Here is a 14,256-nt window from a genome sequence, read left to right as displayed (position 1 = left end):
AGGAGAAAGAGATGAAAATTATAAAAGATAAAGAGTTTTTAAGATCAATTGCTCACCAGATCGATCTATTGAACACAGTAGGTGGTGGAGTTAGTGAGACATATACTGAGATTAGAAAGAAAAAGAAAAGTGCTGTGATTAATGTGTGGGCAGCTGGCGTTAATCCGGAGTCGTTTAAGGTGGTATTGCATCAAAATCAGCTCACAATATTTTCTGTGCTGCAAAGTCATGAAAATCCCCAAATGGCAGTGCCTATGTTTAACCGCATCTTCACGTTGCCACCACAGGTTGATTTAAGCCGTATTGAGGCCATTTACAAGGATGGTGAACTTCGGGTGAAACTACCCTATCATGATGCTGCGCTCCATCCTCGCCAGATTGATATCAAACAGATCTAAGCTTATTATCGGCGTGGATGTTCGTGGCGCCAACCTACCACAGCTGTAATACCCCACACAGCATAAAAAGGGGTGAAAACTGCCGCTAGATATGGGTCTACTGCTACAGTGACGATTACTTGGGCTATAAAAGTTACAATTGCTCCCCAAAAAGCAATTCTGTAATATTTATTCCACTTCCTCATAATATCCTGTAAATAAAAATACCCGGCTTTAGGGCCGGGTATTCATTAATCTGAACGCTTCTGCGCGCGATATCTTTTTTTCTACTATCAGCGGCGGATCATCTTCTTTCGATATTACTAACGTATAGTTATTGTTGTTATCTTGATAATAGATAAGCGTTGTGAGATCTTCATAGCCAATGCTAAAGATCTTACGTGTCTTATCACCGTAGTTAAAATAGTGATTGTTTAATTTAATATTCTTCAATAACCTCATATCCCTACATTCATCTGGTATTTTAACGGGTTTCTCCACTTAAATTGTTTCATATTATTACAGATGTGCAACCATATTCTTTTTATCTTACCATAAATTGCACTAATTAGGCACACGTGCACAATCTGAATCGTAATAATATCTATATATGTGCCTAATAATGAAAAGCAAACAACATGCCAAGGCTCATATATACCTTACTGATAATATAAACGAAGGCCGCTTAGCCTATTAAGTAAGGTATACGAACAGTTCTGAAAAATTATACTTCTGGTGAAAAATCAGCTTCCTATTACTATATTTAAGTGAAGAAGTGTTTACTCAAATTTGAGCACCAAACACGATATAACTTTTATCAGGTTTTGACTCAAGATACTAGCAGGTATATCAAGGCAAGAAATTGGCTTGATGGCTGTTATGAACTACAGTATGATCCGGCAACATGGCAGAGCAAAAACGCAACAGGCTTTATGGTCTGTTTTTCTTTATAGTCTTTGAAGTAGTGGTGTTCTTCCTGCTTCGCTATCTGGTGTCGGGTATGGGTATGGATAACCAGTACCAGGCAGAGAATACGATAGTGCCAAATTGGGTGAAAGCCGTTACTTTTATACTATTGTATATATTATGCGTATTGATAGCCGTTGTATTAGTGAGCAATATTGTGCCCAGTAAGCATAGAGGCCAGCTGATGAGCTGGGTATACCTGGCGCTGGCCGGCATGATCGTGATGCTCGCGGTTATTTTCTGAACCTAAGCCTATTTCTAAATTTAGCTGAAATTACCCTTCTACATGAACAAGACAATCTTTGCACTTTTTGCCTGCTTGCTGCTAAGCTTTGGTCTGCAAGCGCAGGAATACTCTCAGGAAAACTACCAGCCGCAACGCCAGAAGGGCCGTCACTTTATACAGCTGCGCAATGGCCAGGTGGTGTACGGCAACCGGGTACAATACAAGTCACCTCTCTTTAAACAGGATTTCTTTTTAGTAGACGACACCCTAAAGTATGCTCCTGAGCTGGTGGATGTATACCAGAACAACGATGGTTACTTTGCCAGAGTGGCCGCCGGCAAACGTTTCGACTCTTTTGCCAAGCGCATCATGGAGGGTCCGCGTGTTTCCAAGTTCTTCACGACCACCATTGATTATGCTTCCATGGGGTATCACCCATACGGATATGGCATGCCTCGTACCAGCCGACGACGCATTTACTTCTTCTCCAAAGACAACGGCCCACTTATGACTTTCAACCAGCAGAACCTGGAGCAGGCCCTTGCTGACAACGCCTCTAGCATGGTGCTGATCCAGCGTCATAAGCGCGAGAAGACTATCTCGACAGTAGTAGGTATAGCGGGTGCGGGTTTGCTTACGTACGGCCTGCTGTCGTCTTCCCAGAGCTCTACTAACCCGAACTCCGTTAACATATCGCCGGCCGTATACGCCGGGGCCGGACTTATAGTCGTGCCGCTGGTCATCCAGCTTTTCCGCAAAGACAAGCTGACACAGGCGGTTGACGTCTATAACTACCAGGTAAAACAATAAGGTATCTAATGCCCGATCTGCTCCTTCTCCATGGCGCCTTAGGCGCAGCCAGCACCCTGTATCCCCTTCAGCAGTTGCTCGAAGCAGACTTTACCGTGCATACCCTGAGTATTCGGGGACATGGAGGTGGCATATTATCTGAGGAACCCTTCCGTATAGAACGGTTTGCAGAGGATGTGCTTCACTACCTTGACCAGCACCAACTGCAGAAGGTTAATATATTTGGGTATAGCATGGGAGGCTATGTGGCACTATACCTGGCGCTCCGGCACCCGGATAGGGTAGGCCGTATCTTTACATTAGCTACTAAATTTGCCTGGAGCCCCGACACGGCAGCGAAAGAAGTGAAAATGCTGCAACCGGAGAAAGTACAGGAAAAAGTGCCTGCCTTTGCGGCTATATTAGCTGAGCGCCACCAGCCTACCAATTGGCAGGACGTGATGCGCCGAACAGCCGACATGATGCAACACCTGGGCAGTCATCCACCGCTTACAGAAGAAAACCTGTCGCGTATACCTGTGCCTGTCCGCGTTAGTGTCGGCGACCGCGACAATATGGTCAGTCTGCAGGAAACTGCCTGGGCTTATCAGCACTTGCCCAATGCCAGCCTACAAGTGTTTCCTGACACGCACCATCCCCTGGAAAAGGTCAACCTAAGCCAGCTGCAGCACGAGATAAGGCAATTCTTTGGTGAAGCCTCCGTTTAAATTGAAACCATACCTGTACCAGTACTTATGCGCTTACAACACTTCTGTGGCACTTTGCTAATTGCTTTTACCTTATTCAGTGCAGGTGCCTGCACCAGTTCGAAACCAGCCATGGGGCAGCGGGGCTATACCGAGGCAGGAAAGGCATCCTACTACAGCAACAAACTGCATGGCCGTAAGATGGCGAATGGGGAAGCCTATAATCGCAGGAAGCTTACAGCCGCGCACCGCACCCTTCCTTTCGGCACGAAAGTAAAGGTCACCAATCTGCAGACGAAAAAATCAGTTAAGGTAAGTATTACCGACCGGGGGCCTTTTGTGAAGGGACGTGTTATAGATTTGAGTGAGGCGGCAGCCAAACGGCTCGACTACATCAGCGCAGGTATAGTACCAGTTGAGGTGAAAGTCGTGAAACCCGGTCCGACACGCTAACACACGCTATTTAGACACTGACCACCTCCGAAATTGCTTTCACTTTAAATTTCAGACAAGTCTGCAAATATTCCTATTAATTGTTTGGAATGATGCATTTTAAATGATAATTTTGAGCATGCTTAAAAAGTGGAAATCCCTTTCGGTAACGGCTAGTCTGGCAACAATCTTGATGCTTGGTGTAACTACTACACCTAATGCTGCCGATCTGAACAATGGGAACACCACACCGGAAGCAACCACAATTGTAGCGCCCGAGGCTAACACTAATCCATTACCATTAACAGACGAAATAAAGCCTCTTGCTCCTAAAAAGGAGAAATCAGTTTTAGACGCTGATGTGCTCGAGAGCCCGCTTTCCTTCTTTAAAGACTTATCTTCCAGATCAGAGGAGGAAGAGTCATCTGACCTTACAGTGAAATCGAGCACAATCGTATTGGCCCTGAAAGCACTTGCGGCCACGCTGCTTTCCACTATCATGTAATTTCCCTTATTACTTTACTAAAGGCAGGCTGATATAGATCAGCCTTTTTTGTTTTTAGCCGGCTTTATACCTGTTAAAGCTAAATCAGAGGACATTATAACCACTCAGAACAAGGTACAGGCCTGCATTTACTACGGTGCTATACCTGTTACTTAGGCCAGATCTGTGAGCAGCGCCAGTCCCAGCCCGAAAAGAGTTGCCAGCAACTTGTTGCGGTTGAAGCGGTGATCGGGGCTTGTTTCGAAGAGGATGGTGGTGGAAATGTGCAGGAAGTTACCAGCTACTAGGCCCGTAAGCGCAGTAAATACCAACTCACCGCCAATATTATCTTTTATGATGTAGTTGCTTACCAGTATACCTAGTGGCGCGCCGATGGCAAATATGAGGAGCCACAAAAAGGCTTTCCGGAAAGAGCCAATGCGTGACATCAACACAGACATAAGGGCAAAAGCAGCCGGTACGTGGTGTATGGCTATACCTAATAATACCGCATAAAAGTTCTCCCCTGCATGATGATGTCCTCCATGCCGAACGCTGCCTTCTACCAATATACTACCCTCCAGAAAGGAATGAATGAAGAGTGAGCCCAGCAGCAGAAAAGGCATAGAGCCTGCATGCGCGTGCCCCTGATGGCTGGTGTGCATGTGCCCGTGTTCAACACCATGCGAGAAAAGCTCCAGCACCAGCTGCAAAAAGAAGCCAGCCAGCACCCAGTAACCGACACGATGCGGGCTTGTGTTGCCGATGAGCACGTCAGGGAGCAGGTGCACGATTGTAATGGTGAACAGGTATGCCCCACTGAAAGCCAGCGCCATTTTGAGCCAACGGCTATTGTCTGGCGGGAATACCTTTACGAGGAAGCTGGACAGCACCACCGTGAAGAAGAGCACAAGTATAGCTATGATCATACCGCGTTACTTTTTTAGCACGAAAATGATTCGCTCACTTTTTCCCGGATCAAAAGCATGCAGCTTGTAATCCCCGAAAATCTCGACCTCGCGCAACTGAGCGATACGGAAGTACTCCATAAAATTCTCCTGCCGCAATGCCCGCACACGTTCTTCGAAGCAATAATTCCGGCCTTTGTCCTTAAAGCGAATGGTCTTCACAATGAAATCGTTTTCCACTTTTCGGCCGATATCAAATAAAATGCCCTGTACCTCTTTTTGCTCACGCGATACCAAACGCTCAATGGTACGGTCGGTGTTCATAAAGTCGATAACCAGTTTGCCTCCGTGCTTCAGGTTGGCGGCAGCGGCTCTCAGGGCCACCACATTTTCGGTTTCGGTCTCAAAGTAGCCAAAGCTGGTGAACAGATTCAGCACAAAATCGAAGGTTTCAGGCTTGTATACCTCCCGCATATCGTGCACATCAAAACTTAGCCGCTCGTTCTCGTACTGGCGGGCATAGGCAATGCTTTTCTCCGACAGGTCTATACCTGTTACATCGTAGCCAAGCTGGTTCAGGTAGAGGGAGTGGCGGCCTTTGCCGCAGGCAAGGTCCAGGATTTTGTACTGAGGCTTTGGGTGAAGGTAGGCCAGCAGGTTATCCATGAACAGCCGGGCATCACGATCATCGCGGTTGCTGTAAAGGATATGATAATAAGGGGAGTCAAACCAAGTGCTGAACCACTCTTCCTGTTGGGCCATAGGAGTTGCGCAATTGCGATAAGGATGCAAATATACTCTTTTATTTTCGGAACATGGGTATACGCAGTCAGCGTAGACAGGTATAGCAACTCATAAAAAAGCCTGCCGCCACTGCAATGCGCAGCAACGGCAGACTTCATTTTATGAGCTTAAGCAGTGAATTAAAGCTTGTCTGCGCCAGCCTCAGTTGTTACTTCAGATCCACGAACGCTATCGCCCGGCTGAATAGTGTTTCCACCTGTATCGTGGGCAGGCATGATCTTATCAGTTCCGTGTGAAGGACTTTGAGCCGTATGCACTTCGCCGCCCATGTCAGATACATTGTTGGTGCTGCGAGCGCCTGGCTGCACATAGTCAACAGAGGCCTTAGCGCTTGGTCTATCATCTTTCGGCGTGTCACATGAAATCATAAACAAGCCACAAACTGCGGCGAATACTGCAAGTACGTTCTTATTCATCTCTATTTTATAAGTTATAGGTCTTTGTTTTAAAGCACTACTACACAGCGCAGTAGCAAATCCATTATTACGACAGGTATACAGGCCTGGTTTATAAACAATTAAGCGATCAGCTCTTTACGGCGTAGCATCGACTCCAACAGTTTCAGGTCGTTTGGATTGTTGAAGATACGGAAAGGCAGCATCACAAACACCGGCGCCTGGAAGTTTTTGGCCAGCCAGCCTTTCCAGCCGCCCGGCAGCTGGGCAGCCGTAGGAGGCTTCAGCCACAGCAGGTACGACTCTCCTTTACGCTCCGCCGAACCGATCATGTCCCAGGTCAGGGCCATACCTTCACGCTCGTTACGTTTCAGCAGAATCTGGCGGGAGTCGATCTCGTAGCTCAGTTTCTCGAACAGCGGATTGCCCTGCTCCATCTGCGTCACGCCCATTACCTGTGCGGAACGGAGCAGCACAAAGATAAGCGTAACCAAAATGGCACCTGCTACCCACCACCATGAGAAACTAAACACAGCCGGCAGCAGAAACAGCACCAGCGGAATAAGGGCCATCCACCAGTCTTTGCGCCATACCTTGGCCAGAGCTATACCTGTAAAAGTGTTTTTCTCCAGTTGGTACTTTTTGGTGCGAATGGCATTCGGAGCAGCGCTTGACTGCATCCGGTAACGTTGATTTTGTTGCATAAAAAATAGAAAGTAAGCTTCTGCCCGCTATAGGGCAAGTATAAGTTCAATTAATAAGCCTTCAGGCTCAGGTCCATGCTCTTGATAGAGTGCGTGAGGGCACCTACCGAAATAAAATCGACACCACATTTGGCAACTTCTGCAATAGTTGCTTCCGTGATACCACCTGATGCCTCAGTTTCGAAGCGGCCTCCGATAAGGGTTACTGCTTCGCGCATCATCTCCGGCGTCATGTTATCGAGCATGATGCGGTGAATGCCGCCAGTCTCGAGGGCTTGCTTCACTTCCTCCAGGTTACGGGTCTCCACCTCAATGCGCAGGTCTTTGCCTTTCTGCTTGAGGTAGCGTTGTGTGGCTTCTATGGCTTCGCGTATACCTCCGGCATAGTCCACGTGGTTGTCTTTCAGGATGATCATGTCGAACAGGCCAAAGCGATGGTTCACACCGCCGCCAATCAGCACAGCCCATTTCTCCATAATGCGGAAGTTCGGCGTGGTCTTGCGTGTATCCAGCAGCCTGGCTTTGGTGCCGGCAATCAGGGTGTTCAGATAGTGGGTATAGGTCGCGATACCGCTCATACGCTGCATGCAGTTCAGCACCAGTCGCTCAGCCGTCAGGATGGATTGTGCCTTCCCTTTTACGGTGAGGGCTACGTCACCAAATTTCACTTTGGCGCCATCCTGCAACAGTACTTCTACCTGCAGGTCAGTGTCTACTTGCTTAAAGATATAACCAGCCAGCTCCACGCCAGCCAGTATGCCGTCACCCTTCACCAGCAGTCTTGCCTGGTTCTGGGCATCGTTCGGAATAGAAGCCAGCGACGAGTGGTCGCCATCGCCTACATCCTCGGTCAGGGCCTGGGATATAAACTCGGCTATGCTTTTTTCTGTCAGGTATGATGCTTTCACGGTGCAAAAATAAAAAAAGGCCCGGTATATAACCCGAGCCTTGCTAAAAATCTCACTATTATCTTCTTAATCTTTTATAAAATCGATGGAATGGATCAGAAACTTGCCTCCTGCGTCCTTCACACGGATCAAAGTAGTGTAAGAACCGTTGCGATGGGTATAGGTTCCGATCACATAGCGCTTGTCTTTTCTTACAGACTCACTCGGAGTCGGGAAGTTGTAAGCGAAACCGGTAGGAGGGTTTTTGCTGAAGAAGTTCTTCATTACAAACTCTGCCTGGGTCTTGCTGTAGTCCGTAGCTTTCTCGTCGGCAAACGACAGACTTACCTTGCTGTCGAAGTGCTTGGCCAGATCTTTGGCTGAACCTGCCCGCAAAGCTGCCTCCACGCCATTAAACACATCTTTCTGGGCCACGGCCTGATTGGTAGTGAATAATGTGGTGACAAAAGCCAGGAAAAATACGACAGCAATGTTTTTAAAATTCTTCATAAGGTGTGTAAGTAATCTCGTCCTCTCTATCAGCTAAAACTATGCCAACAAAAGTCGTAAGCAAGTACCTAAATATAACAGGAATTATCAATATATGCCGATGTAACGGTGTAAATATACCTGCCGTTACATAAACAACCACTATACCCTGGATCTGAGGCAATAGCATGGGGCTTCGCGAGTTGGCGCGAGGCACCTTTGCCGGCATTTGTTACAATTTAAGCATTTCCGGGCAGGCTTCCCATAACCAAAGCACAAATCAGCTATTTAGGCGGATAAGGCACCACAGATTATCTTATATTTGCACCATGGACAAAAAGGTAATGCTCATGATTCTGGATGGTTGGGGAATTGCCACCAACCCAGAGGTTTCAGCTATTCACAAGGCGCATACGCCCTTCTACGATCATATTGTACAGGCTTACCAGCACACCACACTGCAGGCATCAGGCGAAGCTGTGGGGCTTCCGGAGGGGCAAATGGGCAACTCGGAAGTTGGCCACATGAACCTGGGCGCTGGCCGGGTAGTGTACCAAGACCTGGTGCGCATCAACAAATCCATTGCGGAGCATAAGCTGGCTTCTATGCCGGCGCTGGCAGGGGCCTATAGCTTTGCCAAAGAAAACAAGAAAGACGTGCACCTGATCGGCCTGCTTTCAGATGGTGGCGTTCACTCCCATATCGAGCACCTCAAGGCGCTCTGCACCACTGCCTTCGACTATGGCCTGGACAAGGTATACATACACGCTTTTATGGATGGCCGGGACACGGACCCCAAAGGAGGCGTGAAGTACATCAACGACCTGGAGCAACACCTTGAAAACACAACTGGCACTATTGCTTCGGTGATCGGGCGCTACTACGCCATGGACCGCGACAACCGCTGGGAGCGTGTAAAACTCGCTTACGACCTGCTGGCGCACGGCCAGGGTACGCCATCGCAGAATCTCATCAAATCTGTGCTGGACTCTTATAATGCCGGTGTCACGGACGAGTTCATCCAGCCGATTGTAAAAGTAAACAACGAGCAGCAGCCTATTGCCACGATTAAAGACGGCGATGTGGTGATCTGCTTCAACTTCCGTACCGACCGTGGCCGCGAGATTACGCAGGCGCTTACGCAGCAGGACTTCCCGGAGCAGAACATGCACAAGCTCAACCTTCGATACACTACCCTGACCAATTACGACGATACTTTTGTGGGCGTGGAGGCCATTTTTGATAAAGACAACCTGAATAATACCCTTGGTGAAGTAGTAGCCAAAGCTGGTCGCAGACAGATTCGCATTGCCGAAACGGAGAAATACCCGCACGTAACGTTCTTCTTTTCGGGTGGTCGCGAAGTGCCGTTTGATGGTGAGAAGCGTCTGCTGTGCCCATCACCGAAGGTAGCCACATACGACCTGCAGCCTGAGATGAGCGCCTACGACATCCGTGACGCCATCGTGCCGGAGCTTCAGCAACAAACTGCCGACTTTATCTGCCTCAACTTCGCTAACCCCGACATGGTGGGCCATACCGGCGTATTTGAAGCCGCAGTGAAAGCCTGCGAAGCAGTAGACCGTTGCGCTGAAGCAGTAATACAAACTGCCCTGGAGAGCAATTATGATGTGATCGTGATAGCTGACCATGGCAACGCGGACTACATGATCAATCCGGACGGTACGCCGAACACCGCCCATACCACCAACCTGGTACCCTGCGTACTGGTTAGCAACGACTATATGGGCACCCTGAAGCCAGGTAAGTTGGGCGACATTGCCCCAACTATTCTGGAGCTGATGGGTATAGCGCAGCCGCTGGAGATGACAGGCGAATCACTTCTTCAGAAAGAACAGTAAGTTGAGCAGCTACCGCATCATCGGACTATTTGCCCTGCTGTGGGGACTCACGGCTTGTGAGCGGCCTACTCCGCCACTTGCAGCTGACAAAGCGCCTATCTATGACCTCACTGGCTACCTGCAGGAGCAAACGACCCGCCTGCAACAGGAACAGCCGCCGGTGCTAAAGTCGGTTATCACAAAAGGGCAGCCAACAGAAACCGCGCAGATGGAGGAGCTGGACTGGGAAAAAGAGCTGGCCATTTTTCAGGAAGTGGATTTGAGCCGCCCTGCCCTACGCGACTTTTACATAGAAGAGCGCCATACCTTGCCCAATGGCAGTACAGTAAGTATTTTCACGAAAGATGCCGAAGCGGCCGCCCCTGTTGATCGCCTGCAGCTCACCGTTTCGCCTTCCCAGAAGCTGGAACGCCTCGAAGCGGTAGTGTTGGAAGAGAACCTGCTGTTCTACTCTAAAAGAAACATCAGCCTTAATGCAGACCCGGTCTCAGGAAATTTATCCGGCTATCGGGTGGAGGGCGTGCAAAAGCTTCTATTCGGAGATTCCCTCCGCTACCGCGTTGATGCCAACTTATAAGCGGCCCCCTTATACCTGATTTCTTTTTTAAGGGCGAAAATTGTGTATCTTGCTCTACTAAGCCACTCAAGCCATGCACTTTATCTGTGCTTGTGGGCTTCGATGCCTGTTTGATTTGTGCGTATGCGTGTCTATACCCTGGCCCTTCTTCTAATCTTTTCCTTTGCTCGTTTAGCCTTTGCGCAAACGTCGGAGCAGGGTCGTGGCTGCAGCACGGAAGCATACCTGGAAATTCTAAAGCGACAGGATCCGGGCTTTGAGGAGCGAAGCTTAAAAACACAACAGGCTGTGCAGCAACTCATGCGCCAGCGCCCTGCCGGTCAGGCCATGCAACAGGCAACCATCACTATACCTGTGGTGTTTCATGTAGTTTATAAAACCGGAAGTGAGAACATCTCTGAAGCGCAGGTACGCTCCCAACTCGAAGTGCTGAACCAGGACTTTCGTCGCCTTAATTCTGATACAACCAATACCCCGGATTATTTCCAGCCTCTCGCCGCTGACAGTCGCATAGAGTTTTGCCTGGCCATAGTAGATCCAAACGGCAACCCGACTTCAGGTATCACCCGCACACAAACAGCCAAAGAAAGCTTCAATTACTTTTCTGATCAGATCAAGTCCTCATCCAACGGAGGTGTGGATGCCTGGGACACTAGGCTATACCTGAACATCTGGATAGGCAACCTGGGCACCAGCAGCATCGGCTATGCCTCCTCCCCGGACGCCTCGCCAGAGCGTGATGGCGTGGTGCTGCATTACCGCACGGTGGGAGCAGCGCCGCACAACAACAGCCTGTGGGCCTATAACCAGGGGCGAACGGCTACGCACGAAGTAGGCCACTGGCTGGGCCTGAAGCACATCTGGGGTAACGGAATGACCTGCAACGACTCCGATGACATAGACGATACACCCAACCAACTCACCCAGACGGATGGCTGCCCTGACGGAATAGACGTCTCCTGTGACAATGGCCCTTACGGCAACATGTGGCAAAACTACATGGATTACTCTGACGACGCCTGCATGAGTCTCTTCACCAAGGGGCAGGCGGCCTATATGCAAGGTATACTGCAGTCGGCACGCGGGTACATGTTTGCGTCCACGGCCTGTACCGGCGAGTTGCGATCCCGTTTCAGCACTGCCCAGCCCCAGGACACGTTGTTAGCCCCCGGCGATCAGGTACAGTTTATCGGTTCTTTTGCTGGCTTTAAGCCAACACAGTGGCAGTGGGAATTTGAGGGTGGTACGCCTGCCTCGTCTACTGTTCAAAACCCAACTGTCAGGTATAGCCGCCCAGGCAGGTATAGCGTTACCCTCACCACCTCCAACGGAACTTCCGGCCATACCCTCACCAGAGAGGACTATATCTATGTGACGGCTGATCATGTGAAGGTATACCCGAATCCGGCACAGGCTTATCTCGTTCTGGAACAGGCAGCCCGTCAGCAGATTCAGTTGGTAGAGTTGCTGAACCGCCACGGACAGGTGATGCTGCGCGAGCAGGTGGCCGAAAGAGTGATCAGGCTGGATGTGCAGCACATGCCATCCGGTATTTACCTCCTGCGCACGACCAGCACCAATGGTGTCGCGGTTACCAAAGTAAGTATTGTGAAGTAAGAACTCCTATACCTTAAACGCCTTCTCCCTGCAACGTAACCACCACGGTGCGCTTTGAAGCATGGTTGCGGTGTTCGCACAGGTATACGCCCTGCCAGGTTCCCAAATTAAACTCCCCTTTCGAGATCGGCACCGTCACAGAACTCCCCAGTAAAGCAGCCTTGAGGTGCGCCGGCATATCGTCTGGGCCTTCCATGGTATGGTGGTAATAGGGCGCATTTTCGGGTACCATGTGGTTGAAGTGGCTTTCAAAATCCTGCCGCACGGTTGGGTCTGCATCTTCGTTTATACAAAGGCTAGCAGAGGTATGCTTGATGAAGATGTGCGCCAGGCCAACTTTGTAGTTCTCCAGCTCAGGCAGCTGCGCCGCAAGCAGGTCCGTGATCAAATGAAAACCGCGTTTCACGGCTGGCAAGCGTATCTCTTTCTGAAACCACATGGATTGTTGAGTTAGTGAATTGGTGAATGAGTAAGTTTAAATTGAGTGAGTAAGTGACTGAGTGATTTAGTGATTGATTTTTCTGGATGACTCGACCGTTATGGTTCATACGCGAATACTTCACCGGGGTAAATGTAGATATGAATTGCACGCTTTTTTAAGCATTGCACCATTGATCAACTAACTCGCTTAGTCACTAAATCAGTCTATTAGCCGCTCAAAAGCGCCGATGTCTGGTTTGTCAGGACTGCGGTTTATACCTCTGATGTCTTTGTTTATACCTGGAAGAGGTATAGCCGCACCGCTGGCAGGGGAGAGTGTGTCGAGCTGGAAGTCATGTTTGCGGACGTCTTTGAATTTGGGATCAATGTTGAGCAGGTTGCCGTTTATGTTGAGCGTATTTTTGTAGGCATCCGTGCGAAGTATGTTATGCGCCACCTCAGCTGATAGATCGCCTTCCAGCAGCACCTCGTTTGTATAGTTGGAGCCATCGCTGTACACAATGCTGTTGACCAGACGCAGTTGTGTGGGCTGGTTTCGGATATCGGTACCAGGTATAAAGTCGGCTACGACAAAGGCAGGTGTCTCGCGTTGCAGCTGGTTCTGATAGTTGACGATGGTGGAGTACAGTACCTCGTAATTACCACCGCCCAGGCCACCGAAACCGTACTGCCCGCAGTTGCTGATCAGCGTATTCACCACCTTCACATCCGAGGTGAAAGCCACGATGCCGTCCAGGAAAGCGTATTGTATCGCACAGCCTTCCACTAAAGTGCCTCCCTTGCCCGGATTGCCGATCCTGAGCCCGCGTATGGTGTTGCGGATGTCAGCGTAACGGATGGTGTTGTTCTGGCTAGCTGTTAGAATGCGTATACCTTCCCACTGTCCGGGCGCATTGACATAGGCTGGCTCGCGTCGTATACCTGAAAACGTCACCCGATCCTCCGGCGTACCCTCGACCCGCAGCGTACCATTGACCAGCAGAACGGCTTTATTCGTTGCAAAGATGCGTGCCCCTTTTTCTATGGTCAAGGTCGCTCCTTCGCGCAGCAGCACTGTGTCGAGCAGCACATGCGGCTTGCCAGCTGCCCAGATGGTATTACCGATCACACCTTTTGGATGGAACACCGCATCCTGCCCGTAAGCTACCAGCTTCACATGCTGCTGGTTTCCGTTGGTATGAAACAGAATTGAGTCCGCTACCAGAAAGGGCTGATTCTGATCTGCCGGGTTGATGTTGACGCGCACCAGAATATAAAGGCTGTCCTGCCCCCGCAACTCAAAGTCGTTTGCGATCGGGGTTTCCTGGCCATTAATGATCAGTTTGTAAGGAGAAGCGTTGGCTCCACCCAAGCTGATGCTGCTGATGCGCACGGCCTTTTTTTGGGGGTTGTATACCTTGAGTCGGCGCGTTACGCTGCCCTGCGTCACAAATACCGTATCGAACAGCACTGTATCTGCTGAAAAGCGCAGCATCGCATCCGAGTCATTAGTTACAACCTCGTCTTTGGGTTCACAGCCTACCATCGAAAGCAGGAACAGGAGGGGCAGTATGGCGAGCAGGTATCTCAAAGGGTGATCAATTTTTTTTTG

The 14,256-nt window shown here is 49.6% G+C and carries 17 protein-coding genes; 9 read left to right on the top strand and 8 right to left on the bottom strand.

Annotated features, from left to right (window positions below; genetic code table 11):
• Positions 1 to 11: 11 nt before the first annotated feature.
• The 6 genes from K3G39_RS14075 to K3G39_RS14050 all read left to right on the top strand — a co-directional run bounded on the left by K3G39_RS14075 (position 12) and on the right by K3G39_RS14050 (position 4,002).
• A complete protein-coding gene (locus K3G39_RS14075) occupies positions 12 to 398 on the top strand; it encodes an Hsp20/alpha crystallin family protein (protein WP_255594356.1) in 387 nt (128 codons plus the stop codon).
• A gap of 883 nt (positions 399 to 1,281) precedes the next feature.
• Complete coding sequence (locus tag K3G39_RS14070) at positions 1,282 to 1,587, top strand: hypothetical protein (protein WP_220626813.1); 306 nt, start codon at positions 1,282 to 1,284, stop codon at positions 1,585 to 1,587.
• A 42-nt stretch (positions 1,588 to 1,629) separates the two neighbouring features.
• A complete protein-coding gene (locus K3G39_RS14065; RefSeq protein ID WP_220626812.1) occupies positions 1,630 to 2,379 on the top strand; it encodes a hypothetical protein in 750 nt (249 codons plus the stop codon).
• Between the two features lie 8 nt (positions 2,380 to 2,387).
• A complete protein-coding gene (locus K3G39_RS14060) occupies positions 2,388 to 3,086 on the top strand; it encodes an alpha/beta fold hydrolase (protein ID WP_220626811.1) in 699 nt (232 codons plus the stop codon).
• Positions 3,087 to 3,113: 27 nt separating this feature from the next.
• On the top strand, positions 3,114 to 3,518 hold the full coding sequence (locus K3G39_RS14055; protein WP_220626810.1) for a septal ring lytic transglycosylase RlpA family protein: 405 nt from the start codon (positions 3,114 to 3,116) through the stop codon (positions 3,516 to 3,518).
• A gap of 118 nt (positions 3,519 to 3,636) precedes the next feature.
• Entirely contained in the window at positions 3,637 to 4,002 is a 366-nt protein-coding gene (locus tag K3G39_RS14050) for a hypothetical protein (RefSeq protein WP_220626809.1), read from the top strand.
• A gap of 152 nt (positions 4,003 to 4,154) precedes the next feature.
• On the opposite strand, the gene K3G39_RS14045 is transcribed toward K3G39_RS14050, so the two are convergent.
• The 6 genes from K3G39_RS14045 to K3G39_RS14020 form a co-directional block, all read right to left on the bottom strand.
• Positions 4,155 to 4,910 (bottom strand): ZIP family metal transporter, encoded by a 756-nt coding sequence (locus tag K3G39_RS14045; protein WP_220626808.1) that lies wholly within the window; start codon positions 4,908 to 4,910, stop codon positions 4,155 to 4,157.
• A 6-nt stretch (positions 4,911 to 4,916) separates the two neighbouring features.
• Positions 4,917 to 5,651: a bifunctional 2-polyprenyl-6-hydroxyphenol methylase/3-demethylubiquinol 3-O-methyltransferase UbiG gene (locus tag K3G39_RS14040; protein WP_220626807.1), complete on the bottom strand. Its 735-nt coding sequence runs from the start codon at positions 5,649 to 5,651 to the stop codon at positions 4,917 to 4,919.
• Between the two features lie 161 nt (positions 5,652 to 5,812).
• Complete coding sequence (locus tag K3G39_RS14035) at positions 5,813 to 6,109, bottom strand: hypothetical protein (RefSeq protein WP_220626806.1); 297 nt, start codon at positions 6,107 to 6,109, stop codon at positions 5,813 to 5,815.
• 101 nt (positions 6,110 to 6,210) lie between these two features.
• Complete coding sequence (locus tag K3G39_RS14030; protein WP_255594355.1) at positions 6,211 to 6,792, bottom strand: hypothetical protein; 582 nt, start codon at positions 6,790 to 6,792, stop codon at positions 6,211 to 6,213.
• A gap of 50 nt (positions 6,793 to 6,842) precedes the next feature.
• On the bottom strand, positions 6,843 to 7,700 hold the full coding sequence (gene nadC / locus K3G39_RS14025; RefSeq protein WP_220626805.1) for a carboxylating nicotinate-nucleotide diphosphorylase: 858 nt from the start codon (positions 7,698 to 7,700) through the stop codon (positions 6,843 to 6,845).
• A 66-nt stretch (positions 7,701 to 7,766) separates the two neighbouring features.
• Complete coding sequence (locus K3G39_RS14020) at positions 7,767 to 8,189, bottom strand: DUF4783 domain-containing protein (protein WP_220626804.1); 423 nt, start codon at positions 8,187 to 8,189, stop codon at positions 7,767 to 7,769.
• 308 nt (positions 8,190 to 8,497) lie between these two features.
• Here K3G39_RS14020 and gpmI point away from each other — a divergent pair, with 308 nt between their 5' ends.
• The 3 genes from gpmI (at position 8,498) to K3G39_RS14005 (ending at position 12,224) form a co-directional block, all read left to right on the top strand.
• Positions 8,498 to 10,030, top strand: coding sequence for a 2,3-bisphosphoglycerate-independent phosphoglycerate mutase (gpmI, locus tag K3G39_RS14015; RefSeq protein WP_220626803.1), 1,533 nt, complete (start codon positions 8,498 to 8,500; stop codon positions 10,028 to 10,030).
• 1 nt (position 10,031) lies between these two features.
• Entirely contained in the window at positions 10,032 to 10,607 is a 576-nt protein-coding gene (locus K3G39_RS14010) for a hypothetical protein (protein WP_220626802.1), read from the top strand.
• 123 nt (positions 10,608 to 10,730) lie between these two features.
• Positions 10,731 to 12,224, top strand: a complete 1,494-nt coding sequence (locus tag K3G39_RS14005; protein WP_255594352.1) for a M43 family zinc metalloprotease — start codon at positions 10,731 to 10,733, stop codon at positions 12,222 to 12,224.
• A 13-nt stretch (positions 12,225 to 12,237) separates the two neighbouring features.
• Here the strand turns inward: K3G39_RS14005 and K3G39_RS14000 are convergent, their stop codons facing one another.
• Together K3G39_RS14000 and K3G39_RS13995 are read right to left on the bottom strand one after the other, a co-directional pair.
• Positions 12,238 to 12,663, bottom strand: coding sequence for a secondary thiamine-phosphate synthase enzyme YjbQ (locus K3G39_RS14000; RefSeq protein WP_220626800.1), 426 nt, complete (start codon positions 12,661 to 12,663; stop codon positions 12,238 to 12,240).
• A gap of 201 nt (positions 12,664 to 12,864) precedes the next feature.
• Positions 12,865 to 14,235: a hypothetical protein gene (locus K3G39_RS13995; protein ID WP_220626799.1), complete on the bottom strand. Its 1,371-nt coding sequence runs from the start codon at positions 14,233 to 14,235 to the stop codon at positions 12,865 to 12,867.
• Positions 14,236 to 14,256: the final 21 nt, after the last annotated feature.

The organism is Pontibacter sp. HSC-14F20, assembly GCF_019599265.1.
Taxonomy (GTDB): Bacteria; Bacteroidota; Bacteroidia; order Cytophagales; family Hymenobacteraceae; genus Pontibacter.
Note: the sequence above shows the minus strand (reverse complement) of the source record. Positions and strands in the feature narration are given on the sequence as shown.